General features: G+C 58.7%; 22 protein-coding genes. 17 read left to right on the forward strand and 5 right to left on the reverse strand.

Features of this window, described 5'->3' with window-relative positions; genetic code table 11:
- Window positions 1-176 precede the first annotated feature (176 nt).
- The 6 genes from AAF739_08310 (at window position 177) to AAF739_08335 (ending at window position 7,156) form a co-directional block, all read left to right on the forward strand.
- A complete protein-coding gene (locus tag AAF739_08310) occupies window positions 177-1,718 on the forward strand; it encodes a sugar ABC transporter ATP-binding protein (protein ID MEM6382661.1) in 1,542 nt (513 codons plus the stop codon).
- Window positions 1,715-2,773 (forward strand): ABC transporter permease, encoded by a 1,059-nt coding sequence (locus tag AAF739_08315; protein MEM6382662.1) that lies wholly within the window; start codon window positions 1,715-1,717, stop codon window positions 2,771-2,773. Before AAF739_08310 ends, AAF739_08315 begins: the two co-directional genes overlap by 4 nt.
- An 84-nt stretch (window positions 2,774-2,857) precedes the next feature.
- Complete coding sequence (locus AAF739_08320) at window positions 2,858-3,886, forward strand: substrate-binding domain-containing protein (GenBank protein MEM6382663.1); 1,029 nt, start codon at window positions 2,858-2,860, stop codon at window positions 3,884-3,886.
- 191 nt (window positions 3,887-4,077) lie between these two features.
- On the forward strand, window positions 4,078-5,016 hold the full coding sequence (locus AAF739_08325; protein MEM6382664.1) for a transketolase: 939 nt from the start codon (window positions 4,078-4,080) through the stop codon (window positions 5,014-5,016).
- Window positions 5,016-6,020, forward strand: coding sequence for a transketolase C-terminal domain-containing protein (locus tag AAF739_08330; protein MEM6382665.1), 1,005 nt, complete (start codon window positions 5,016-5,018; stop codon window positions 6,018-6,020). Before AAF739_08325 ends, AAF739_08330 begins: the two co-directional genes overlap by 1 nt.
- Window positions 6,017-7,156: a RuBisCO large subunit C-terminal-like domain-containing protein gene (locus tag AAF739_08335; protein ID MEM6382666.1), complete on the forward strand. Its 1,140-nt coding sequence runs from the start codon at window positions 6,017-6,019 to the stop codon at window positions 7,154-7,156. The genes AAF739_08330 and AAF739_08335 overlap by 4 nt, the downstream gene beginning before the upstream one ends.
- Before the next feature lie 415 nt (window positions 7,157-7,571).
- On the opposite strand, the gene AAF739_08340 is transcribed toward AAF739_08335, so the two are convergent.
- Window positions 7,572-8,480: a LysR family transcriptional regulator gene (locus AAF739_08340; GenBank protein MEM6382667.1), complete on the reverse strand. Its 909-nt coding sequence runs from the start codon at window positions 8,478-8,480 to the stop codon at window positions 7,572-7,574.
- Window positions 8,481-8,599: 119 nt separating this feature from the next.
- Here AAF739_08340 and AAF739_08345 point away from each other — a divergent pair, with 119 nt between their 5' ends.
- The 11 genes from AAF739_08345 to AAF739_08395 all read left to right on the forward strand — a co-directional run bounded on the left by AAF739_08345 (window position 8,600) and on the right by AAF739_08395 (window position 18,965).
- Entirely contained in the window at window positions 8,600-9,415 is an 816-nt protein-coding gene (locus AAF739_08345; GenBank protein MEM6382668.1) for an isochorismatase family cysteine hydrolase, read from the forward strand.
- The gene (locus AAF739_08350; protein MEM6382669.1) at window positions 9,412-10,455 is read left to right on the forward strand and encodes an ABC transporter substrate-binding protein; all 1,044 of its coding nucleotides are present in this window, start codon (window positions 9,412-9,414) and stop codon (window positions 10,453-10,455) included. Before AAF739_08345 ends, AAF739_08350 begins: the two co-directional genes overlap by 4 nt.
- A 12-nt stretch (window positions 10,456-10,467) precedes the next feature.
- Window positions 10,468-11,259 (forward strand): SDR family oxidoreductase, encoded by a 792-nt coding sequence (locus AAF739_08355; protein ID MEM6382670.1) that lies wholly within the window; start codon window positions 10,468-10,470, stop codon window positions 11,257-11,259.
- Between the two features lie 21 nt (window positions 11,260-11,280).
- The gene (gene allB / locus AAF739_08360) at window positions 11,281-12,741 is read left to right on the forward strand and encodes an allantoinase AllB (protein ID MEM6382671.1); all 1,461 of its coding nucleotides are present in this window, start codon (window positions 11,281-11,283) and stop codon (window positions 12,739-12,741) included.
- A complete protein-coding gene (locus AAF739_08365) occupies window positions 12,741-13,583 on the forward strand; it encodes an ABC transporter ATP-binding protein (GenBank protein ID MEM6382672.1) in 843 nt (280 codons plus the stop codon). The genes allB and AAF739_08365 overlap by 1 nt, the downstream gene beginning before the upstream one ends.
- Window positions 13,580-14,344 carry an ABC transporter permease gene (locus AAF739_08370; protein ID MEM6382673.1) on the forward strand — a complete coding sequence of 255 codons (765 nt, stop codon included), beginning with the start codon at window positions 13,580-13,582 and terminating at the stop codon, window positions 14,342-14,344. Before AAF739_08365 ends, AAF739_08370 begins: the two co-directional genes overlap by 4 nt.
- A gap of 63 nt (window positions 14,345-14,407) precedes the next feature.
- Complete coding sequence (locus AAF739_08375; GenBank protein ID MEM6382674.1) at window positions 14,408-15,421, forward strand: ABC transporter substrate-binding protein; 1,014 nt, start codon at window positions 14,408-14,410, stop codon at window positions 15,419-15,421.
- A 6-nt stretch (window positions 15,422-15,427) separates the two neighbouring features.
- Window positions 15,428-16,879 (forward strand): amidohydrolase family protein, encoded by a 1,452-nt coding sequence (locus tag AAF739_08380; protein ID MEM6382675.1) that lies wholly within the window; start codon window positions 15,428-15,430, stop codon window positions 16,877-16,879.
- A complete protein-coding gene (locus AAF739_08385; GenBank protein MEM6382676.1) occupies window positions 16,879-17,967 on the forward strand; it encodes a ring-opening amidohydrolase in 1,089 nt (362 codons plus the stop codon). The genes AAF739_08380 and AAF739_08385 overlap by 1 nt, the downstream gene beginning before the upstream one ends.
- Before the next feature lie 6 nt (window positions 17,968-17,973).
- Window positions 17,974-18,387 carry a DUF3830 family protein gene (locus AAF739_08390; protein MEM6382677.1) on the forward strand — a complete coding sequence of 138 codons (414 nt, stop codon included), beginning with the start codon at window positions 17,974-17,976 and terminating at the stop codon, window positions 18,385-18,387.
- The gene (locus AAF739_08395) at window positions 18,384-18,965 is read left to right on the forward strand and encodes a TIGR00730 family Rossman fold protein (GenBank protein MEM6382678.1); all 582 of its coding nucleotides are present in this window, start codon (window positions 18,384-18,386) and stop codon (window positions 18,963-18,965) included. Before AAF739_08390 ends, AAF739_08395 begins: the two co-directional genes overlap by 4 nt.
- Window positions 18,966-19,063: 98 nt before the next feature.
- On the opposite strand, the gene urtE is transcribed toward AAF739_08395, so the two are convergent.
- From urtE to urtB, 4 genes are read right to left on the reverse strand one after another with little or no spacing between them, the layout of a single operon-like run.
- Complete coding sequence (gene urtE, locus AAF739_08400; protein ID MEM6382679.1) at window positions 19,064-19,759, reverse strand: urea ABC transporter ATP-binding subunit UrtE; 696 nt, start codon at window positions 19,757-19,759, stop codon at window positions 19,064-19,066.
- 4 nt (window positions 19,760-19,763) lie between these two features.
- The gene (urtD, locus tag AAF739_08405; protein ID MEM6382680.1) at window positions 19,764-20,504 is read right to left on the reverse strand and encodes an urea ABC transporter ATP-binding protein UrtD; all 741 of its coding nucleotides are present in this window, start codon (window positions 20,502-20,504) and stop codon (window positions 19,764-19,766) included.
- Between the two features lie 10 nt (window positions 20,505-20,514).
- Entirely contained in the window at window positions 20,515-21,747 is a 1,233-nt protein-coding gene (urtC, locus tag AAF739_08410) for an urea ABC transporter permease subunit UrtC (GenBank protein ID MEM6382681.1), read from the reverse strand.
- 9 nt (window positions 21,748-21,756) lie between these two features.
- Window positions 21,757-23,736, reverse strand: coding sequence for an urea ABC transporter permease subunit UrtB (gene urtB / locus AAF739_08415; GenBank protein ID MEM6382682.1), 1,980 nt, complete (start codon window positions 23,734-23,736; stop codon window positions 21,757-21,759).
- Between the last annotated feature and the right edge of the window lie 64 nt (window positions 23,737-23,800).

Raw genomic sequence — 23,800 nt, forward strand, 5'->3', positions numbered from 1 at the left:
CGTTCGGATGGATCGAGCTTCGGCAGCGAGCGAAAACCGCTCTTTGGGTCGCGAAGACTGCTTGGCACACTTGGCATTTGTCAAGTCACCTTGACTTTTGCCATGGCTAAAAGCACGTTGAATCCGAGAACAATCACGGGCAAACCGTGGGTGACCGGCAAACAGGTCGTGAAATCATGAACCATGCCGCCTGCCACATGGTCGGTATCGAAAAAGCCTTCGGGCCCAACCGCGTGTTGCGCGGGATCGATCTGAAAATCCCAGCTGGTCAGACGACGGTGCTGATGGGCGCTAACGGGGCAGGCAAGTCAACCCTTGTGAAAATCCTTTGCGGGGTCCACCGCCCGGATGAAGGCCAGATTGACCTTTTTGGCGAGGCGTTTTCTCCAAGTTCCCCGTCGCAGGCGATCGACGCTGGTGTTGTTACGGTCCACCAAGCGATTAATGACGGCGTCATTCCAGATCTCGATGTTGCCTCGAACCTTATGCTCGACCAACTCAATTCGGTACGCGCGGGCTTTCTGATCAATCGACGCAAACTCAATGCTCAAGCCCGGGAAATCGCTGGCGCTATGGGCATCGACATTGACGTGAGAACGCCGGTGGCAGAGCTTGGCGTTGCTGAACGGCAGCTGATCGCCATCGCCCGCGCCATGGCCAAGAAACCCAAGGTCTTGATCCTTGATGAGCCAACCTCCTCTCTGTCCGCGACAGAGGCTGAACGCCTCTTCGGTCTGCTGGATCGACTAAGAGAAACCGGTGTGGCCGTCTTGTACATCTCGCATCGTATGTCCGACATCCGCCGCATTGCTGACCGGATCGTGTGCATGCGCGATGGCCAGATTTCAGGAACCTTTGAGACCCAGCCGCTCGACTATGAGGGGGCGGTTACGGCGATGCTTGGTCACGCGATGACCGCGGTGGACTTTGACGTCGCGAGCCCGGGCGAACCGGTTCTTCAGCTCAATGATCTAAAGCTGTCCACAGACGGCGAGCCGTTCAACCTCACAGCACATCGTAACGAGGTGATCGCCATCACCGGGTTACTGGGCAGCGGCAAGTCGAAACTGGCATCGATCCTGTTTGGGATGCAGGCGCCAATGAGCGGATCGATGCGCTTGGCAGGGAAGCCGTACGCCCCCAAGTCACCGCAAGATGCGATCAGGGCCGGAGTATTTCTCTCGGCAAAAGATCGGGCTTCCAACGGTGTTGTTCCAACCTTCGATATCACACAAAATCTGACCTTGCCGTTCACCGCGCGGCATGCTCCCCTCTCGTTCCTCAACCGGAAGAGCGAGCGGAAGACAACGCGGAACATGATCGGTCAACTGGGCGTTGTCTGTCAGTCGGAGCACGACGACATAGGCACCTTATCAGGCGGGAACCAGCAGAAGGTGATGGTTGGGAGGTGGATGGCGGAAGCAAGCCAGCTGCTGCTGCTTGATGAGCCCTTTCAGGGCGTTGATATTCGCGCCCGACACGACATCGGACATTCCATTCGCGAGACGGCCAAAGAGCGAGCGACCATCGTGTTTGCGGCAGAACTGGATGAAGCGCTAGAAATAGCCGATCGAATCCTGGTGCTCTATGAGCATAGCCTGGTCGGTGAGCACCGAAACGATGGTGTCGACCTTGCAGCCATCCTCTCACAAATCTCGGGTGAGAGTGCAAACAAAACTCCGGGTTCCTCACCCGTTGCCGGAGTCCGCTCAGCATGACCACCGACACTCAAACCTCGCGACCAGTGCCACCGAGTGTCGATCGCTCGCAGACCCTCGTTCTGCTCGGCATCCGCTATGGCTTCCTTTGCCTCCTGCTCGGCCTCATCGTCTTTTTCTCCATCGCCGCGCCAGGCTTCGCTGGCCCGCGCTCTGCTGCGTTCATTTTTCAGTCAGTGGCGATTACGGGTATTCTTGCTCTGGGGGTGACGTGCACGCTGGTGGTTGGCGGTTTCGATCTGTCAATCGGATCGGTTGCAACCTCCGCGCTGATGTTATCGGCGTACATGATGGTGGTCCTGCAGCAGTCAGCCTTTGTCGCTGTCCTCGCTTGCCTTGTGATGGGAGCGTTTGTTGGGCTGGTGAATGGCCTGCTGATCGTCAAGATGCGGGTGCCGGACTTGCTTGCTACGCTCGGCATGATGTTCCTTCTGATCGGCCTGCAGCGCATTCCAACGGAGGGGCGCTCGATCTCCACGGGTATGACCCTGCCTGGGGGAGAGACCGCAGAGGGTACGTTCTCAGCGGCCTTTCTTTGGCTCGGTCGACATCGCTTCGACTTGGTTCTTGAAGACCTCATTCCCGTGCCGGTCGTGGTCTTTCTGATTGTTGGTGTCCTCGTTTGGGTCTTCCTTGAACTGACGCGGCACGGTCGGTTGATGTACGCCATCGGCTCCAATGAGAGGGCCGCTGCGCTCGCCGGGACAAACGTCCAGCGTTACAAGATTACGGCCTACATGATATCGGGCGTTATGGCCTCGATAGGCGGTATCCTGCTCGCTGCCCGCCTTGGCCGAGGTGATATCGCATCGGGGAATAATCTGCTTCTTGATAGCGTGGCGGCGGCGCTGATTGGTTTCGCCGTTCTCGGCGCGGCGAAGCCAAATGCATTCGGAACCGCGATCGGGGCGCTGTTTGTCGGCGTCCTTTTGCAGGGACTAACGATGATGAATGCGCCCTACTACACCCAAGACTTCGTCAAGGGGGCCGTCTTGGTGGTCGCCTTGATGTTCACGTTCGCCCTTTCGACGCGCAAGCGCGGTGGGGGTCACTGAGCGGGTTATTTTGCCCCGTACAACGATAAGAAGAACCGACAAAAACAGGGAGAGATACCAATGATCGGTACGAAAAGAACCTTCATGAAACTGGTAGTCGGTGCGCTTGCCGCCTCGACATGCCTTTCCGGCGCCGCGCTGGCGCAGGATATGCCGGCACCGTTTGACAACGCTGGCGACGTCCAAATCGCTTTGGTCCGCTATCTTTCGACAGGTGACTTTTTCCAGGCCTACCTGGCCGGCGTGGAGGCACAGTCCGAGGCGCTCGGCGTTGATCTGCGCGTCTTCGACAGCCGCCAAGATGCGGCGTTGCAGGCAGATATGGTCGATCAGGCGATTGCATTGGGCGTCGATGGCATCATCATTCAACACGGCCTGACCGAGTCGATGCGTGATGCTGCGCAGCGTGCGGTCGACGCGGGCATCAAAGTGGTTGCTTTTGACGTGAACGTCGAAAACGAGATGGTTCCGCAGATCGAACAATCTGACTATCTTCTGGGCCGCATGGCGCTTGATCAGGCCATCGAAGACAATGGAACGGAATGGACAGCCGGTTATGTTTACGTGCCGGGTATCGCGCCACTCGATCGCCGCGATACGGCATGGCAGGAGGTTCGTGAAGAGAACCCGATGATCGATGAGGTTGCGCGGTTTGGCACGCTCGACAATCCGATTGCCAACTCCAACGCCAACCAGGCGCGCTCTGTCCTGCAAGCCAACCCTGACATCAACGTCGTCTTCGCACCTTATGATGAGTTCGCTAAAGGCGTCGTAATTGCCGTCAATGAAGCTGGGCTAAGCGATCAGGTCAGCATCTACTCCGCCGACGTGTCGACCGCTGATATCGCGGTCATGCGCGAACCGGGGAGCCCGTGGAAAGCTACCGTTGCAACCAACCCGGCGGTCGTTGGTGAAGTCTCGGTCCGGAGCCTGGCCATTATGCTCGCAGGTGGCGATCCGGGTGCGCAAGTCATTGTGCCACCGACCCTGATCACGCAGGACTTCCTTAACGAGGCCGATATCTCGAACATGGATGAGCTGTCCGCGGCGATGCCCCAGTTTCAGCATGCGGACGTCGCTATGACGGATTGGATGCCTCTCCCGCCGCGCTGAGATCAGCTTTCGCAGATAATGAAGGGGGCGTCTTCGTCCCCTTCTTTTTACCGGGTCCGACCTGCTCTCATTGGCTGCGAGAAAGCAGGCCGGCTAGCCCAAGATACTGGATATCGCTTTCGACAATTGTCAGCGCTTTTGACTTATGCCAAATCAGGCAAGCCGTCATAGACCAGTCAAATAAGAGCTTCATGACCCGCCCAAACGCAAAAACGACTGAGGAAATCGCCCTTGGAATCCGCCGGCGCGTATTTGAGCATGCCATGCGAAACAACGGCGGCTATCTCAGTCAGGCTTGCTCGGCGGCCGAACAATTAGCTTGGCTCTATAACGAGGCGCTGGAATTGGGGGCGCCAACACTGCCGATGGTTCCAGAGCCTTTTGGGGGCGTGCCATCGTTCGATAACCCAACCTACCGCACAGGCGCAGGCTACAATGGCCCCGCCCGTAGCGATCTCGACCGTCTTTTTATCGCGCCGGCGCACTATGCTTTAGTTGCCTATGCCACGCTCATCGAGGTCCGGCGCATGGCGCCAGAAGGCCTCGAGATGTTCAACAAGGACGGCTCGTCGGTGGAGATGATCGGCGCCGAGCACTCACCGGGGATGGAAGTACACAACGGGACGCTGGGGATCGGGTTTTCGACGGCAGCGGGCCTTGCATGGGCACGTAAGCGCAAAAAGGAAACCGGCAAGACATGGGTCTTCATGTCGGACGGCGAAGTGCAGGAAGGCCAGACTTGGGAGGCAATCCAGTGCGCTGCCCACCACGGGATCGACAACCTCTACGCCATCATGGACGTTAACCGGCAGCAATGTGACGGAGCCATGAGCTCGGTCATGGAGGTTGGCGATATCAAGACCAAGATGGAAAACTTCGGCGCGGCAGTCGTGTCGATCGACGGCCATAAACTCGATGAAATGCGCGACGCTGTGCAGACCAAGCACAAGGGCAAACCGCTGATCATCCTCGCCAACACGTCGCCGTTCAGAGGCATGCCCACGCTGCAGCGGCGGTTTCCGCGCCTGCATTATGTTCGTTTCAAATCCGAAAACGAGCGCGCAGAAATGAACCATGACATCGCGCGCGCCTTGGGTGTTGAACCCATCGACTATGGCCGGGCGCACTGATGGTAGAGATGGTCAACCGGCCCTACGAGCGGGCCTTTGAAGCCTACGCCGTCGCGCATCCGGAGGTACTGTGCCTTTCGGCCGATCTCACCTCGTCGTGCGAAATCGACAAATTCCGTGACAACCATCCCGAACAGTTCCTTTCGCTTGGGATGGCCGAGCAGAACATGCTGTCATTTGCCGGCGGCTTGGGCATGGCAGGTTTTCGGCCTTTTCTGCACACGTTTGGTGTCTTTCTTTACCGCCGGCCCTACGACCAACTGATGGCGTCAGTCGCCTACCCCAGACGTAAGGTCCGACTGATGGGCTTTCTGCCGGGCGTCACCACACCGGGTGGCATGACGCACCAGGCGATTGAAGACATCGCCGTCATGCGCTCGATCCCGAACATGACGATCCTTGAAACCGGCGATGCCACCGAAGTCGAGAGCATCTGCGAAGCCGCCGATAGCATTGATGGGCCGGTCTACTGCCGCGTTCTTCGCGGCTCCGTGCCACGTTTGTTTGACACGCCTATTGAGGTTGGTCGCATGCGCGAGTTGGCGCTGGGTTACGATGTTCTGATCGTGACCGCGGGCATCACAACAGAAGAAGCACTGCGGGCACGCGGCGCACTGGAGGCCAAGGGCGTTTCAATCCGGCACCTTCATCTCAATACGATCAAGCCCTTCGATGCACAGGCCCTTCTGGATCATATCGGGGCGGTTAAAAGCGGTGTGGTGACACTTGAAAACCATGTCACCGAAGGCGGCATAGGCTCACTCGTTGCCGAAGTCATGGCTGATAATGGTGTAGGCAAGCGGCTCGTCAGGCTGGGGCTGAAGGACACGTATGCGCATGGCGGATCGCGCCCTTATCTGATGAAGTATTATGCCCTTGATGCTACTGCTCTTGTGGCTGGGGTGGAGAAACTGCTGGCCCAAAAGCTGGGCATCACCGAAGACGACCTGGTCGGTGCGCGCGTCGAAGCCGTTCATTCCAATGTTAAGGCAGAGGGCTTGTGACGGAGGACGTGGCCGATGGCCGATTCCGCGTCACCTACCGACTTTTTGCTCCGTCGCTCGGACGCGCTGAGGAGCGAGCGCTTGGCATTGCGCTAGAACAGACCGTGGAAATTCCGCGCGATGTCGTGCCTCCGGGTTTTGTTGAAAACACCATCATGGGCCGCGTTGAGGAGGTGGTAGAACGCGGCGACGGCGCGTTTGATGCCACCATCAGCTACAGCCCCGAAAGCACAGGAGCAGAGCTGCCACAGCTCCTCAACGTGGTCATGGGGAACACCTCGATCCAGAAGGGTGTGAAAGCCATAGGGCTTGATCTCGGGCCGTTGTGCGAAGTGCACCCAGGTGCACGATTTGGGGTCGCCGGATTGCGGCGACTGGCGAAAACGCCGAAAGGCCCTCTCCTTTCCCCCGTTCTCAAACCGCAGGGATCAAGCGCGTCGCAGTTGGCGGACATCGCCTATCTTTGCGCAATGGGCGGCGCGCACATCGTCAAGGAAGATCATGGGCTCACGGACCAGCCGTGCGCGCCATTTAAAGAGCGCGTTCGGCGGATCGGTGACGCTGTTGCACGTGCCAATGCACAATCTGGTGGTAGCACGCTCTACTTTGCCGGACTGGCCGGTCACAGCGAGGACCTCCTTGCGCACGCGCACTTCGCAAAGGAAAACGGCGCGCACGGGCTCCTGATCATGCCGGGGCTTTTTGGGTTTGATCTGGTCAGGCGTATCGCGCGCGACGACACCCTGTCCATGCCGGTGATGACGCATCCAAGCTTCCTGGGGCCATACGTGCTTTCAACCGACACTGGCCTTACCCACGCCTTGATGTTCGGCACATTGCAACGCATTGCCGGTTCGGACATCTCCGTCTTTCCCAACGTCGGCGGACGCTTCGGCTTTACGGCCGATGAATGCTTGTCAATCGCGGGGGCGTGCCGCGACGACAGTGCTCCGGGGCCCGCGATCTTTCCGTCGCCGGGGGGCGGGATGAGCGTTGATCGGGCAACCGACATGATCGCAATGTACGGAGATGATGCCGTATTTCTCCTTGGCGGTAGCTTGCTGCGCTACGGCGAGAATATTGGTGAAGGCCTCAGGAAGCTGCATGAGGCGATAGACGGTCGGCAAGTTCATTAGGCAGCTCTAAGCGTTAGGAGCTTGCCCGGTTTAGAACTAAGCGTGGCGCAGCGCTGCGCTGTTCAACAAAACTGAGCGCAAGAGCTTTAGAGCACCCCCGAAGCGTCTCCGAATGTGCAAACACAAATGCGCTAGCATGGTTCAGTTTCCAGCCTATCACCGCCGAGAGCGGTCGCATCGTGTGCGCCGTTGCCACGCTTGGTTATCACCGACCTCCCGGAGCCCGTAGCCACTTCCGCTTCGCCGCCTTGCCACTAATTCCATCGAGAAACTGAAGGTTTGGATAGGTTCGGATAACTCTCACCTGGTCCTTGCGCTGGCAGCTAAGCACGGCGATCCGAAAATCGATGCTTTTTGAATGGGAAAGGCAACCTCCGGCCTGACTCCACGCGCCAGTTAATTGCCTGCACGGCAGCTAAACGGCATCGAAATTTCGTGTCAGTTCCTGGGTGAGCTGATCCGCAAAACGCGCGGACGCAACCGAAAGGGTTCGGCCGCGTTTTTGGCCAAGGTAGAGAAACCCATCGCGCAGATCGCGAACATCGATTGGCTTGCTAATGAGCCCTTCGTACAGGTCATCATTCGGCGTACCAACAGGAATTTGGAAGGTGATGGCTCCCTCGCGCAGAACGTAGGACTTCAGAAAGTCGAACGAGGTCGATTCAACCGCAGGATTGAGCTGCATGGACGTACGTCCAACCGCCTCTTCGAGCAACAGTCGACCGCCAAAGGCCTTCGTTGGCAACGCAAGCGGATAGTCCAAGCATTGACGCAGCCGCAACTCGTTTTCGCGTGCCAGCGGGTGCGTGCGCGCCATGACCGCTCGTAGGTCCTGATGCACGGCAAGCATAACCTCGAACTCAGGCATCTGGTTCCAATCAAAGACCAATGCGAGGTCCACTTCGTATTCAATCAGCGCCTTTTCTGCTGCAGCATGGTCAGCGACCAAAACTTCAAAAGTGACCTGCGGAAAAACCTCACGGTACTGTGCGATCGCGTTGGGTAGAAACTGTGAGGTCAGTGCCTGACTGCAGGCGATAGAGATGTGGCCCCGCCGCATGCCTGCCAGATCGGCGAGACGGGACTTCAGACGCTCTGTCTCGGCGACTTGGCGCCTGATGTGATCGACGACCAGTTCACCCGCCGCGTTGAGCCGGACGCCTCCAGGCAAACGCTCGAAAATCTCCTGGCCGATCTCTTCCTCGAACGTTTGAATGCGCCGATGCAGAGCAGACGGCGTCAACGCGGTTTCTTCGGCGGCGCGTCTGATGGAACCAAAACGCGTAACAGCATCAATCAATTTGAGGGTTGTTAGATGCCTCATTAAAGGGGCTTTTCCGGCATGTGTTGCGTTTTTTCGAACACTATAAGCGATTTTTAGCAGAAGACGAGAACGCAACAAGCGTGCAGCGTGGTCGCCTGTTGTCACCACGCAGGTAAACCGTGCAGAGCGCAGACCGAACCCTTGAAAAACCCGGTATTTGGGATCGCTGGCAGCAAGCGGGAGACACCGTCTCGCTTGCACGTAAGGTGCGCGCTCCGGCGCTTATAAGTATTGATGCACAGCCCGAGCGGATCACAATCGATCTTTCAACCTCGGCGTTGATGATCATCGATATGCAGAACGATTTTCTGCATGACGATGGTTGGTTTGCTCAGGTCCGCAACGCCAATGTCGCGCCTTTGTGGGCGCCGATCGAGCCTATCAATGCGCTTTCAGATATGTTTCGAAGGGCCCAGGTCCCGGTCATTCATCTCAACTGGGGTGTCCGGCTAGATGCCGCCAACTTGCCCGCGAATGTCGTTGACAAAGCATCGTCTTGCGGGCGGCAGATTGGCTACTCCGACCCGATGACGCACGGCCCTGTTCTGGTGGCCGATAGCTGGGGCGCTCGCTCGGTTGATGGTATCGATATGGCGGCGACTGACTACAAGGTTTCCAAACACCGCTTGTCTGGGTTTCGCGACAACGAGCTTGACCAAATCCTGCGCAGGTTGGGCATCACCACGATCTTCTATTCAGGCGTTAATCTCGATCGCTGCGTGTTTGCCACCCTCATGGATGGCTGCTTCCAGGGCTATGACGCCATCCTTGTTGAAGATGCGTGTGCAACGGTGTCACCGGAGCCGATGAGCCAATCGATCCTGGCCCTCGTCCACATGCTTTACGGCTTTTCCGCGCACTCCGCCGCGATCATCGCGGCCGCTCAAGCGCAAATCCCCCCGAGCAACAGCAACCAAAAACAGGGAGAACGATGATGTCGTTCAAGATCAACCGACGCACGTTCGTAGCCGGCACAGCCGCTGCGGCAAGCACATTGGCGATGCCCGCCATCGTGCGCGCGACAACACCCATCAAGATGATCCTCAATTGGCGCTACCAAGGCCCCCAGGCCTGGTTCTTCCTCGCAGAAGACAATGGCTACTTTGCTGATGTCGGCATTGATATGCAGATGGACCAGGGCAATGGGTCCGGCGCGGCGGTCGGATCGGTCGCGGGTGGCGCTTACGATGTGGGCTTCGGTGACATAAACGCGTTGACACAGCTTGTTGCGACCAACCCCGACGAAGCGCCGATTGGCACATACCAGATGTACAACAAGCCGCCGTTCACGGTGGCGGTGCTGTCCTCCAGTGACATCATGACCGCAAGCGATCTGGAGGGACGGAAGCTCGGCGGGTCTGCCAATGATGGCGCGCTGAAGCTTTGGCCCGCATTCACCGAAATTGCCGGCATCGATGACTCCGGTGTCGAAATTCTCAACTTCCAGCCGAGCCTGCGCGAACAAATGCTTGCATCCGAGCAGGTCGATGGCGTGTTCGGCTTCGTCAACACCATCCGCTTTTCCGCCAAGCTGTCGGGCATGAACCCAGACGAAGAGATCCGCTTCATCTCCTATGGCGACTACGGCATGGACCTCTACTCGAACGGCATGATCGTTTCCAAGGCGCTCGCCGCCGAGCAACCCGAACTGGTTGCCGGCATGAATGCGGCCATCAACAAAGGCCTTGTCGACACACTTGCTGACATGGACGCCGCGATTGAAGCGGTGGCGCGGCGCGAGCCGCTCATCAACAAGGAAGTCGAGAAGGAGCGCCTTATCGCGACCTTGCAAGATGAGATGGGCCACGAGGAAGTGGCGACCACAGGCCTGGGCAATGTCGATGACGAGCGCTTCAAGGCTGCAATCGACATTATCGTCCAGGCCAACGATCTGCCCCGCACTCCGGATATGGCGGAAGTGTTCACAAAGGACTTCCTGCCGCCCGAAGACGAGCGTCTGTATTCGCTGCTGTAGGACGGCGCGTCGATGGACCTGCAACTGGACGGTAAGGTCGCGATCATCACCGGTCCCGCCAAAGGTATGGGCGCCGCAATTTCGCTGGGCTTCGCCCGCGAGGGCGCTCATCTGGGCCTCTTCGGGCGGGATACGGCCGCCATCGAACCGGTGGCAGATGAAGCGCGCGGCATGGGCGTTGATGCCCAGATCATCGGGTGCGACGTCACCGATCCGGCGCAGGTACAGGCGGCGGTCGACGCGGTTATGGCGCGGCACAGCCGCGTCGACATTCTCGTCAATGTGGCAGGGGGCACAGGTCCGATCGGCAAGACAGGTGCCCAGACCACCGCAGAAGAGTTCGATCAGATTACGCAGCTCAACATGCGCGGGCCGTTCAATTTGATCCGCTCGGTTGCACCGATCATGCAGGCGCAGAAGGCCGGCAAAATCGTCAATGTCGGGGGGACGTTCGGGATGCGCGGGCGCGCGGGACGGCTTGCCTATTCGAGCTCAAAGTGGGGTCTGCGGGGCATCACAAAGAGTTTCGCGCTGGAGCTTGGGGCGGACAACATCAATGTGAACTGCGTCGCGCCTGGGATGGTCGATGGGCCGAGATTTCGCGACAAGGTGATACCGGAGATGGCCATGAGGCTTGGCATTTCCCAGGCCGAAGCAGGGCAAAAACATGCCGATGACTACGCGCTCCGGCGTGTCAGCACCGATGAGGATGTTGCCGCAGCCACCTTATTTCTTGCGTCTGAACTCTCTAGACAAATCACCGGGGTGGACCTGCCCGTCGATGGCGGATGGGCGACTTTGTGATCATGAGAAGGGAGCGTTGAGATGCCAGAGTCAGCAACGGCAGATTTGATTTTGAGAGGCGGAACGCTGGTGACCGACACCACACGGTTCAAGGCCGACGTCGCCATCAAGGATGGCGAAATTGCTGCTGTCGGTGCGCCGGAGACGATGCCAATGGCGACCGAAATCGTAGACGTCGCGGGTCTATATCTTCTACCTGGCGCGATCGATGTTCACGTGCATTTCCGCGAGCCCGGCTACACGCACAAGGAAGATTGGGAGACGGGCTCGGCGGCAGCCGCGATGGGCGGTGTTACCACCGTGTTCGAGATGCCCAACACGCATCCGCCGACCCGCTCCATCATTGAACTGCGGGAGAAGCAGAAGGCCGCTGAGAAGAGCTATGTCGATTTCGGCATCTACGGGCTGCTCGCCGAAGACAATATCGGTGAGCTTCAAGGGCTGATCGATGGCGGCGTGAACGCGTTCAAATGCTTCATGGGCAACACGTTCGGCAATTTGCCATCGCCGTCGACGGGCGCGATGCTGGAAGGCTTTGAGATCATCGCACCTTCCGGCTTGCGCATCTCGTTGCACGCCGAGACCGCGTCCATCATGGCTTGGCGGCAGGAGAAGTTGATGGCGGCGGGCTGCAACGATCCGCTGCACCACATCGGTGCGCGCCCCGACGTTGTGGCCGTGGAAGCGGTCGCCCGAGCCGCCATCCTTGCTGAATGGACCGGGGCGCGTTGCCATGTGCTGCATATCTCATCAGCGGCCGAGCTTGCCCCGCTCGCCCAGGCGAAGCAGCGCGGCGTCGATATCACGGGCGAGACATGCCCTTGCTACCTGTTTCTCAATTCGTCCGACTACGAGCGGCTAGGCAGCGTGATCCGCGTGAACCCGCCGGTGCGCGAAGCACGCGACTCGCTGGCGCTTTGGGTCGCGATTGAGCGAGGCGTCATCGACATGATCGCGACAGACCACGCGCCGCATCAGCCCGAAGAGAAGAAAAAGGACGTGATCTGGGATGCCGATTGTGGCTTCCCCGGTGTCGAGACCCAGATGCGGCTCATGCTGACCGAGGTCAATAAGGGACGGATGAGCCTTGAGGATTACGTCAAGATCTCGGCTGTGAACCCGGCGAAAGCGTTCGGTCTGTACCCCACCAAGGGTCAGCTCAGCGTTGGCGCTCATGCCGACATCGCCGTGGTCGATATGGACCGCAAAGAGACCATCCGCGCCGCCGAACTGCATTCACGGGGCAAGATAACGCCCTTTGAGGGTACCGACGTTCAGGGCGCGGCGATCCACACGCTGGTGCGCGGGCAGTTCGTGCAGCGCGACCGCAAGCTTGTTGAGGCCATGAAGGGCCATGGCAAGCAGGTCACAGACATTCAGCAGATGCCCAAACCCAAGCTCGTGAACGAGGATCAATATCTCAGCGCTATCATTGGGCGGAAGACGGTGATGCCGAACCCGGTCCGGATGGTGGAGGCTTGATGCTGCAAACCTCCCCCCAAATAGGCGGGACTGCCGCGAAGACCGGCGAGCCACTTGTGCGCTTTGAAGGTGTGTCGGTGGAGTACGGCAAAGGCGCAAACAAAACGCTTGCGCTCACCCCCACCGATTTGTCGGTCAACAGTGGCGATTTCGTTGCGCTGGTCGGGCCGTCTGGGTGCGGCAAGTCGACGATCCTCAAGCTGGTGAGCGAGCTTCTGGCGCCGACAACCGGCAACATCTATTTCGCGGGCCGTGAGTTGGGTGCGAACCCTGCGCGGGTCGGTATGGCGTTTCAGAGCTCAACCCTGCTGCCGTGGATGACGATCCGCGATAATGTGATGCTGCCGCTCAAGATCGTTCGGCCTTTTCGGTCAGAGTACCGCGAAAAGCGCCATGGGGAATACAAGGATCGGGTCGATGCACTCCTCAAGCAGGTTGGGCTGATCGACTTCGCCGATAAAAACCCCTGGCAATTGTCGGGCGGCATGCAGCAGCGTGCCAATCTTTGCAGGGCGCTTGTTCATGACCCCGATCTCCTGCTGCTCGATGAGCCCTTTGGCGCGCTCGACCAATTCACGCGCGAGGAGCTGTGGGGGACGATGCAGGAGCTTTGGGCCGAACGGGGCTCAACCGTCATCCTTGTCACCCATGATCTGCGTGAAGCGGCGTTTCTAGCCAACCGCATTTGCGTGATGAGCGCGCGCCCGGGCCGCATCATTGAGGACAGCCAAGTCGATTTCCCGCGTCCGCGCACGCTCGACATGACCTTCGAGCCCGCTTTCGTACAGCGCGTCCAGCATCTACGCAGCCTGATCGTCCACAAGCCGGAGGCGGCCACATGACAACTCTTCAGCGCAAAATCGCGTCCGCCGCCCTGATCATTGGCGTGTTTCTTTTGTGGGAGCTGGTCTGCATCCTTGCGGGCATCTCGCAGCTTATCTTGCCACGTCCCAGTGTGGTCATCGCCACCCTGATCGAGCTGTGGCCGGGCATCCAGCCGCACGCGCAGCAGACGCTTTACACCACCATGGTGGGCTTCTCGTTCGGCGTTGCGATCGGGTTGTCTCTTGGCGTGCTGATCGGCTCGTCGAAGCTCGCTTTTGACACAGCCTATCCTTTGCTGGTGGGCATTTCGTCGATCCCGAAGGTCGCGCTGGTTCCGATCTTTGTTCTCTGGTTCGGCGCCGGTACGGTGCCTGCGATCCTGACCGCCATGATCATCTGCATCTTTCCCATCGTGGTGAATGTCGCGACGGGTATCGCGACCGTCGAGCCCGAGCTTGAAGATGTGATGAAGTCGATGAAGGCATCCAAGCTCGACATTCTTTGGAATGTCGGATTGCCGCGCTCGATGCCCTATTTCTTCGCCTCGCTGAAGGTGGCTGTCACCCTGTCGTTCGTGGGCTCCGTTATCGCAGAGACCGTGGCGTCGAACAGGGGTGTCGGCAACATGATGATGATCGCCTCCTCATCGTTCAATGTTCCGCTTGTCTTCGCCGGCTTGTTCGTCCTCGCTTCGCTTGGGGTCGGACTCTACGTCGTCTTCCTGTTCATCGAGAGACGCGTCGCTGGCTGGGCCATGCGGAAATCGGAGGTGATGTGATCGCCGCCACTCTCTGAATGCACATCCGAATTCACTGCCCCCCTACGAAAACAGGAGACTGCAATGAGACTGAAGAAAATCCTCGCAACGGTCGGTGCGTTTGCCGTCCTCACCGGGACGGCATGGGCCGACAACGTTCCCATCAAGTTCACGCTCGACTGGAAAATCCAGGGTGTGCACGCCTGGTTCTATCATGCGCTGGAGGCCGGCTACTTTGAAGAAGAAGGCCTCGACGTCACAATCGATCAGGGTGAAGGCTCAGCGGCCACCGTCACCCGCATCATGTCAGGCGCCTACGATGCTGGGTTTGGTGACATGAACGCCATCATCCAAAATGCGGCGCTGACGCCAGGCGAAGCGCCAGTGATGGTCTATCAGATCTATAACCAGCCACCCTTCGCGGTGCTGACAAAATCCGACGGGCCGATCGGCACACTTGCCGATCTTGAAGGCGAAACCATCGGGGCGCCTCCGGGTTCGGCCTCAACTCGTCTCTTCCCAGCGCTGGCCGATGCTGCGGGCTTTGATGCCGAGGCCGTCGAAATCCTCTCGATCGCACCAAACCTCCAGGAGCAGGTGCTCATTCAGGGCCAGGTTGCTGGCTCGCTCGTCTTCAACGTCACGAGCTATCTCAACATAATCGGGCTCGATATGGACCCAATGGAGGACTTCACCTGGTTTCCGTATGGGGACGCAGGGCTCGACATCTATTCGAACGGCGTGATGGTTTCTCCTGCCTTGTACAACGAGAACCCTGAAGCCGTTGCCGGTCTGGTGCGTGCCATCAATCGTGCCGTGCAAGACGTGCTCGCAGATCCTGAGGCGGGTGTCGGCGTCGTGGCCGGTGTCGAACCGCTGATTGAGCAGGACCTCGAGTTGTTACGCCTTCAGTTTGCCCTCGACAATCTGATCGTTTCCGATGAGAGCACCGCCGCCGGCATCGGGGCGGTCGACATGGAGCGTCTGACCCGGTCCATCGGCATCATTTCGGAACTGTATGAGTTGCCGTCCGCGCCCGACGCCACGGCGGTATACGATCCGCAGTTCCTGCCGGCCGCCGAAGATCGGATGCTCTAACAGAAGATGAGTGCGCGTGTCCTTCCCTGTCACGCCGCATTGATCGGCCCGGAGTATCAGGCGTCCGGGCCGGTCAGCCTCACCATCGATAACGGGACAATTAGCAGAATTGAGCCTCTGGAAACTGCGCCGGAAAGCCCGAGAACGCTCGTGATGCCCGGCATCGCTGATGCACACAATCACGCCCGACCGCTCTCAACAACCTCCTTCGGTTCGGGCTTCAAGCCGCTTGAAACCTGGCTGCCAAGCCTCGCCATCATGCCATCGGTTGATCCCTATCTGGCGGCCCTGTGTTCGCTGGGACGCTCCGCAGTGGGTGGTTGCACATCGGTGATGGTCCATCTGACGCGGCCGATGGGGCGGACAGATATCGTCGCCGAGGCACGCGAGATCGCGCGCGCGGCTAAAGATATCGGAGTGTCCATCGGTTTCGCCCTGTCAATGCGCGACCGCAATCCGCTGACCTATAAAGATCATGAGCCATTGCTTGCTGGTCTGCCGGAGAAGGTTCGCGGTTGGACCGAGACGCTATGGCTCCAGCCGTTACCTTCGCTTGAAAGGCAAATGCAAGCGATCGAAGACCTTGCTGAAGGGCTGGCTGACCAACCGCATGTGGATGTGCAGTACGGCCCTGCCGGTGTCCATTGGTGCTCCGATGCGATGCTCAAAGCGATCGCTGAAGCCTCCCAACGCACCGGACGGCGGGTGCACATGCATCTGCTGGAAACCTTGCCTCAGCGGACATGGGCCGATGAAAACTACCCGAACGGCATGATTAGTTTTCTCGATGACATCGGCTTTCTCTCGGAGCGCCTGACTTGCGCCCACGGGGTGCATTTACGACCTGCCGAGATGACGATACTCGCAGCACGAGGTGCGCGGGTGTCCATCAATCCGTCATCGAACCTTCACCTCGCGTCCGGCATAGCGCCCGCTGCAAAAATGCTTGAAGCGGGCATCGAGGTTGCGATGGGCCTGGATGGCTGCGCCTTTGACGAGGATGACGACGCCTTGCGAGAAATGCGGCTGTTCCGCCACCTAAATCAGGGTTGGGCCTTTGCCGACGGTCTTTCCCGCGTGGACGTGCTCAAGGCTGTCTGCCACAGCGCACGCAAAGGCCTCGGCCTTCCACCGGGGGGCATGATTGCGGTTGGTGAACCTGCAGACTTGCTCGTCCTTGATCTCAACGCGCTTGACCGCGACGGGCTGATGGCGGTTGATCCCCTCGACTATCTGTTCACGCGCGCAGCGAAAGCCAATCTGCTCGAAGTGATTGCTAAAGGAAAAACGATTGTCGCCAAGGGCCAACCAACTGGCATCAACCTCGATGAAGCGCAGGATGAGTTGCGCAAGCAATATCGCTCCGGCCTCAAAGATGCTGACACTTTTCTCGCGCATTGGGCGCAGTTCGAGCCACACCTGAACGAGCACTACAAGGCCTATGAGGGCTGCTGTTGATGGCGCGCGAAACGCGGGTCCACCGGATTGCCATGGCATCACCCGATGATATTTCGGGGATCGCTGGGCTCATCAACGCGGGTGAACTTGCGCCGCAGTCGGTCATTGCGATCCTTGGAAAAACCGAAGGGAACGGTTGCGTCAACGACTTCACACGCGGCTATGCAGTTCAGTCATTGAGGCTGCTTTTAGCGCGCCACCTAACGGATGAAGCACTCGACCGGGTATGCCTGATCATGTCCGGGGGCACCGAAGGCGCCTTAAGCCCACATTGGATCGTCATCTCGGTTACGGAAACCTCTGTGCCGCCGACTGGTGCGCTTGCCACCGCGCAGACAATTACGCGCCCGTTTGAGCCGAGCGAGATCGGTACGCTGGCGCAGGCCGGTCTTGTGGCCGACGCCACCAAATCGTGTATGGAAACCGCCAACATCGCATCCGTCGAGGATGTGCATTTTGTTCAGATCAAATGCCCGCTTCTAACCGCCGAGCGCATTGAACAAGCTGGGGGTCCAGACGCTGTCGCGACAACCAGTACGCTGAAATCCATGGGTCTGTCGCGCGGTGCGAGCGCGCTGGGGGTGGCGGTCGCGTTGGGCGAAGTGGAACGATCAGCCCTGAGCGACGCAAGAATCGGTACCGATGTCTCGGTATACTCCGGTCGCGCTTCCTGCTCAGCGGGCATTGAACTGATGGCCTGCGAAGTCCTTGTCATGGGTATGAGCGACGCTTGGTCGGGCCCCCTCGCCATCGACCATGCAGTCATGCAGGATTGTCTTGATCTCAGCTCTGTTTACAGCCTTTTGGCGCGGAATCTGGGGCCGTTTGCAGGGCAACTTGCAGCCCATGAAAGGAAGCAAGTAAAAGCTGTTCTCGCCAAGGCTGAAGCCTCGCAGTCGGGCCAGGTGCGCGGGCATCGGCACTCGATGCTCGACGACAGCGACATCTCATCAACGCGCCATGCCCGAGGTTTTGTTGCGGGGGTTCTGGCGGGCGCGACTGGACTTACGGAGCTGTTTGTATCTGGCGGCGCTGAACATCAAGGGCCCGATGGCGGCGGACCCTGTGCCATTATTTTTGAAAGGTAGCATTTCATGAGCAAGCTGATGGTCCATGCCGGACCGTATACTTTTGACGCGAAGCTGGAAGAAGAGGCGGCGCCGCAAACATGTGCTGCCTTCAAGAAGGTGATGCCGTATGCGGGCCAGCTTGTGCACGTGCGTTGGAGCGGAGAAGGGGTCTGGATACCTCTGGGCGATACGGACTTTGGCGTGGGCTACGAGAACCACACAAGCTTCCCGGCGCCTGGCCAGATCATCCTTTATCCCGGAGGTATTTCCGAAACGGAGATCCTGCTTGCTTATGGCGGGCTCCACTTCAAATCGAAGATGGGGCAACTTGCCGGCAATCACTTCATAACGCTCACATCGGGCCACGAGAACTTGATGGACCTTGGCAACGCGATACTTTGGAAAGGCGCACACGACATCCGATTTGAGTTCGCATGACCGACAAGCCTCTTCGCTCGATTGTCGTTTATTGCGGCTCCAACACAGGCGAAGGCGACAAATATCTCGATGCCGCGCGAGGCCTTGGTAAGGCGCTGGGCGAAGCAGGTCTCGTGGCGGTTTATGGCGGGACGCACAAGGGGCTGATGGGCGCCCTTGCTGATGCCGCGCTCGCAGCGGGCGGAGAGGTGCATGGCGTCATCTCACAGCGGTTGCACGACAAGGGCCACCTGCACACGGGCATCACGCGGACCGAAATCTTGCCGACCATGAAAGAGCGCAAGGCGCGTATGGTCGAGCTGGCTGATGCTTTCATTGCGCTGCCTGGCGGTATTGGAACCTTAGAAGAGTTCATGGAGGTCTGGACCCTCAATCAGCTAGGCGAAATCGACAAGCCAGCTGGGCTGTTGAGCGTGGATGGGTACTATGAACCGTTTATGGCTTTCATCGACCATATGATCGCGCAGCGTTTCCTACCCTCGGCGCATCGCCGCTCGATTGTGGTTGAAGAAGAGCCAGCAGACCTCATCAAGGGCTTGCAAACATTTGAGAAGGTGACTGTACCCAAATGGATGTAGCGCGACGGCGTAGTTGAGCCTCGACCTCGCCATGTCGCTTTCATTTGCTGTCGCTGCGGCCAACAGGTCACGGACAAGCCATCTCGACCGTCGCGCTGTCAGACGCTGACTGCTTCGCGAACCTTGCTTTCGCTTAACTCGTCTTTTGTGCCAGACGCGATAACGCTGCCGCGCTGCAAGACCGTGAAATGATCGGCGCGCTCGTAAGCGAAGTCGAAATACTGCTCCACCAGCACGATCGCCATGGTCCCCTGGTCGCGAAGATAATCAATGACGCGGCCAATCTGCTGGATAATGTTGGGCTGAATGCCCTCTGTGGGTTCATCAAGCAACAACACTTTTGGCCTGAGGATCATGGCTCTTGCGATCGCCAGCTGCTGTTGTTGGCCACCAGACAGGTCGCCCCCTCGCCGGCCCTGCATCTCCTTGAGCACCGGAAAAAGCTTGTAGATTTCGTCCGGTACCGACCGCTGGTCTTTCGGCAAGCAGGCAAAGCCGGTTTCGAGGTTCTCGCGAACGGTCAAAAGCGGGAAGATCATCCGCCCTTGCGGCACATACCCTACGCCGTGTTGCGCCCGCGCGTAGGCCGACAACTTGTCGATCTGTTTATCCTGCAGGGAGATCGTGCCGCCTGAGGCGGGGTGAACCCCAGCAAGCGCTTTGAGCAAGCTCGTCTTCCCAACGCCGTTGGTGCCCATAACGCACGTCACCTGCCCTGCTTCGGCCTCCAGGTCGACGCCGTACAGGATCTGCGAGCCACCATAATGCAAGGTCAGATTTTCGACTTTCAGCACGCTTTTACCTGCCCAAATAGACGTCGATAACGTCTTGGTTCTGCGTGACATGGTCGAGCGAACCCTCCGCCAAAACGGAGCCTTCGTGCAAAACCGTCACCTTGCAATCAAGACGGCGCACAAATTCCATGTCGTGCTCAACGACAACCACGGCGCGTGTCTTGGCAGCCTGCTTGAGAATTTCGGTGGTATGTTCGCGCTCAGCCAAGGTCATGCCAGCTGCCGGCTCATCAACAAGCAGCAATTGCGGATCCTGGGCGAGGAGCATGCCGATCTCGAGCCACTGCTTCTGACCATGGGAAAGTTCGCCGGCCTTGCGCTTGAGCTGATCACCGAGACCAATTTCATCGGCGAGGGCAACGATGGAATCGGCGTCGTCAGACGTTTTCTTGAAGGCAAGCACGCTGAAGGGAGAGCGATTTTTCTTGAGCGCAAGCAACAGATTGTCTTCGACAGACTGATCTTCAAAAACGGTGGGGCGCTGAAACTTCCTGCCAACACCCGCACGCGCAATCTGGCTTTCGGACATTCGTAGGAGGGATTGACTGGTTTCTCCCCACAACACCTGTCCCTCATCGGGCCGGGTCTTGCCGGTTACGATGTCCATGAACGTGGTCTTGCCAGCGCCATTGGGGCCGATAATCGCGCGTAACTCCGCCTCGCCAATTTCGAAGGACAGATTATTGATGGCTTTGAAGCCGTCAAAGCTAACAGAAACGGCGGAGACCTCGAGGAGCGTTATCATTTACCGAGCCTCATGCGTCCGCCTCGCGCTCGCGTAACGAACCGGTATCCGGCCCCAGGTCGGCGCCATGCCGATCTGGCATTTTGCGGTTTATGAAGAGGTCGGCGAGCCCTCCAATGCCTTTAGGTGCAAACAACGTCACCAGAACAAATGAAACACCGAGTGCGACTTGCCACCAGCTTACCCACTCGATGGTGTAGAAGCCTAGGTTTACATTGGGAACGCGCCCGCCGGTGAACCATGTTGAAAGCAGAGAAACGAAAGCTGCACCGATAACCGCACCATAGAGCCGCCCGCGTCCTCCGATGGCAACCCAGACCGCGAGATAGATCGAGGCGATTGGCGCGACTTCCGCGGGATTTATGATGCCCGCCTGAGGGTAATAGAGCGCGCCCGCAATGCCGGCCATCACGGCTGTGAGCGTGAAGATAAACAGCTTGAAGCCTTCCACAGGGTAGCCGAGGAACCGGACCCGCGCTTCGTCGTCCCGTATGCCGCGAATGACCGACCCGAACTTCCCTGAGACCACCCAGGCCGCGAACATGTAGCCAAGCCCCAGCGCAACCGCGGATGCCCAGAGGAACCAGACCGAAAGAACGCTTTGCGGCGTATCAGCCATTCCGGGGATGTTTTGCAGGCCTGAAAGCCCATTGTTCCCGCGCAGGCCGCTGTCGTTCTGAAACAGGTAGAGCGACAAGGCGAGCGTCATCGCTTGGGTAAGGATGGAAAGATATACCCCCGTCACCCGGGATCGGAACGCGAGCCAGCCGAAGACCAAAGCCAGCAACCCCGGAACCGCGACCACCAGAATCAACTGAATAAGGAGGCTATCGGCGAAGGCCCACACCCAGGGAAACTCCGACGAGCCGACGACACCAAAGATCTGGGTCCCGATCGCGTCTACGATCTCCTGCTCGGTCGGCGGAAGCTCCGCATTGGCCAGCGATGCAGCAACGATGTCTTCGGTGCGCGCATACATGAGCCACATGCCGATCATGTAGCCGCCAAGTCCGAAGAAGGCGAAATGGCCGAGCGAGAGGATACCGCAATACCCCCAGACCAAATCCATCGCGATCGCGATAAGGCAAAAGCAAAGCGTCATGCCGAGGGTCTTGACCATAGCGGTGGAGACAAAGCCCGTCCCGAGGCCTTCCGACAGCAGCGTCACAGTCAAAGTGAATACCGCGAGCAAGCTGATGAAAATCATCACGCTTGGGTTCTTGATCAGAAAGGTTCTCTCCATGAGCCCGACCTAACCCTCCGCGGCCCGGCCCTTGAGCGCGACAATGCCGCGTGGCCTGAACTGAATGAACAAAATGATGAACAGGATCATGTAGGTTTGGGCGGCGAGCGTATTGGAGGGGTTGAGGAACTCGATGAATTTCTGAAGCCCACCGATCATGCCTGCACCCGCCAGCGTTCCCCACACGCTACCGACACCGCCGACCACGACAGTCATGAAGCTTTGGACGATGTATTGCTGGCCCATCTCCGTGGTGACTTGTCCGAACAGGCCGATACCAATGCCCGCGACACCCGCGATTCCCGAGCCGAAGCCGAAGGTCAACATGTTGATCCGGTCCGGGTTGATACCCATCGAGGCGGCCATCTTTGGGTTTTGCGTAACGGCACGCACTTCAAGGCCCAGCCGGGTCCGATTCATTACGAACAGGTAGATCGCAAGAAACACAAGCGCCAGAATGAAGATCGCAATGCGGATGTAGCTGATCGCGACGACATCGTTGATCACCAGCGCGCCATCGAGCCAGTCCGGCGCGGTGAAGGGGCGAGCCTGGGTGCCGAAGATATTCTTGGCGAGCTGCTGCAGTGCAATCGAAATCCCAAAGGTAGCGAGAAGCGTTTCGAGCGGGCGTTGATAAAGCCAGCGGATGATAAGCCGCTCCATCGCCACTCCGGCACCGAAGGTGATCGCGAAGGCCAAAGGCAAAGCAATAAGGATAGACAGGGTTAGGTCAGGCACGAAGAGCTGCACCACGTAGCCCGTGTACGCACCCAGCATAATGAACTCGCCATGGGCCATGTTGATGACGCCCATGACACCAAAGGTGATGGCAAGGCCGATGGCGGCGAGGAAGTAAATTGAGCCGAGCGATAGCGCATCGAGGGCAAGGTCGGCCGTCTGGTTGGCGAGGAGACTTATTTCGATGGACTGCAGTGTCGCAGATGCGGCATCTGTGACCGCGGGTGAACGCTCAGCATAGCTCTCAAAGAACGTATGCGCCGAAAGGGCTGCTTCGATCTCATCTTCTGTCGGCGCGGCGTCAACCAGCCCTGCTTCGGCAAGGGTCTGGTAGGCTAGGATGCGTGTGTCCTCGTTATCGAGGTTAGCCACGGCAAAGCCACCAACAGTTGCGCCTTCAATGTTAGCTATCAGAGCGCTGCGAACGTCATCTGACGAGATCACGGGCGGGGCCAGTCGCGCGCCGACCAACTGGGCATAAGCCTCATTGCGGGGGAGCGCGTCCGTGCCCGGCTGCAGGACCCGAGCAACGTTTTGGGTAGCCGGTGGCTCGGCTGCCGCTGTTACTTCAAGTCGGGTGACAAGCAGCGGGTTGAGCGCAGCGCGTACATCTAGGCCGATATCGCCGGCAAAGCCTTCAATCGCCTCGACCCGTTCCTCTTCCGTTTCTCCAAATTCAATGGTCAAAATTCGTTCAAGGCGCTCTTTCCGCGCAAGAATCTCTGGGTCGCTTTCCCCATCGATAGAAGCCCTCAATGCGGGGAGGTGTGATTCCTGGGCATCGCGGGCAATCGCCTGAAGCGCAGCTTGCCGCGTTTCGGAATTAGGATCGGAAAGCTGAAACTGGACCAGCGCCGCGCCGATGACACCGCGAACGCCACCATTGGGGCGCAGTTGATCGTATGTGTCCCGTGTGATGGGCTCCACGTCAGCACCCGTGTCGACATCGAAGGCGACGTCGTCGCCGTCCACTTCGCGCCCGACAAAAAACAAGCCATCCGAGCTGCGCTGATAAACACTTCTGGCTTGCCAGGCTTCGAGAAACGCTGGAGCCTGCTCGAGTCCGCTTCCAACGATAGCTTCTATGACCGGCCCGATAGTCCGCCGAGAGCTTTGTTCAATGAGCTCTCGGTTTTCCTGCAGCAGATTTTGGAGCGGGCCTGCTTCCTGGGCAACTGCTGGTCGCGCGGCCAGAAAAAGCAAGCCGATACAAACGACAGCAAACAAGCGCAGCGGGACGGAAAACAACATGCGGTCGAGCACCGAACAAGGGGGCAGACAGAGACCGGGGAGAGCGAAACGCTCTCCCCGGTCA

This window comes from Pseudomonadota bacterium (assembly GCA_039024915.1).
Lineage (GTDB): Bacteria > Pseudomonadota > Alphaproteobacteria > Rhizobiales > MH13 > MH13.

Coding starts and splice junctions, on each gene's coding strand:
- AAF739_08310 (MEM6382661.1), top strand. CDS start 177: ATGAACCATGCCGCCTGCCACATGGTCGGTATCGAAAAAGCCTTCGGG.
- AAF739_08315 (MEM6382662.1), top strand. CDS start 1,715: ATGACCACCGACACTCAAACCTCGCGACCAGTGCCACCGAGTGTCGAT.
- AAF739_08320 (MEM6382663.1), top strand. CDS start 2,858: ATGAAACTGGTAGTCGGTGCGCTTGCCGCCTCGACATGCCTTTCCGGC.
- AAF739_08325 (MEM6382664.1), top strand. CDS start 4,078: ATGACCCGCCCAAACGCAAAAACGACTGAGGAAATCGCCCTTGGAATC.
- AAF739_08330 (MEM6382665.1), top strand. CDS start 5,016: ATGGTAGAGATGGTCAACCGGCCCTACGAGCGGGCCTTTGAAGCCTAC.
- AAF739_08340 (MEM6382667.1), bottom strand. CDS start 8,480: ATGAGGCATCTAACAACCCTCAAATTGATTGATGCTGTTACGCGTTTT.
- AAF739_08350 (MEM6382669.1), top strand. CDS start 9,412: ATGATGTCGTTCAAGATCAACCGACGCACGTTCGTAGCCGGCACAGCC.
- AAF739_08355 (MEM6382670.1), top strand. CDS start 10,468: ATGGACCTGCAACTGGACGGTAAGGTCGCGATCATCACCGGTCCCGCC.
- allB (MEM6382671.1), top strand. CDS start 11,281: ATGCCAGAGTCAGCAACGGCAGATTTGATTTTGAGAGGCGGAACGCTG.
- AAF739_08365 (MEM6382672.1), top strand. CDS start 12,741: ATGCTGCAAACCTCCCCCCAAATAGGCGGGACTGCCGCGAAGACCGGC.
- AAF739_08370 (MEM6382673.1), top strand. CDS start 13,580: ATGACAACTCTTCAGCGCAAAATCGCGTCCGCCGCCCTGATCATTGGC.
- AAF739_08375 (MEM6382674.1), top strand. CDS start 14,408: ATGAGACTGAAGAAAATCCTCGCAACGGTCGGTGCGTTTGCCGTCCTC.
- AAF739_08380 (MEM6382675.1), top strand. CDS start 15,428: ATGAGTGCGCGTGTCCTTCCCTGTCACGCCGCATTGATCGGCCCGGAG.
- AAF739_08385 (MEM6382676.1), top strand. CDS start 16,879: ATGGCGCGCGAAACGCGGGTCCACCGGATTGCCATGGCATCACCCGAT.
- AAF739_08390 (MEM6382677.1), top strand. CDS start 17,974: ATGAGCAAGCTGATGGTCCATGCCGGACCGTATACTTTTGACGCGAAG.
- AAF739_08395 (MEM6382678.1), top strand. CDS start 18,384: ATGACCGACAAGCCTCTTCGCTCGATTGTCGTTTATTGCGGCTCCAAC.
- urtD (MEM6382680.1), bottom strand. CDS start 20,504: ATGATAACGCTCCTCGAGGTCTCCGCCGTTTCTGTTAGCTTTGACGGC.
- urtC (MEM6382681.1), bottom strand. CDS start 21,747: ATGGAGAGAACCTTTCTGATCAAGAACCCAAGCGTGATGATTTTCATC.
- urtB (MEM6382682.1), bottom strand. CDS start 23,736: ATGTTGTTTTCCGTCCCGCTGCGCTTGTTTGCTGTCGTTTGTATCGGC.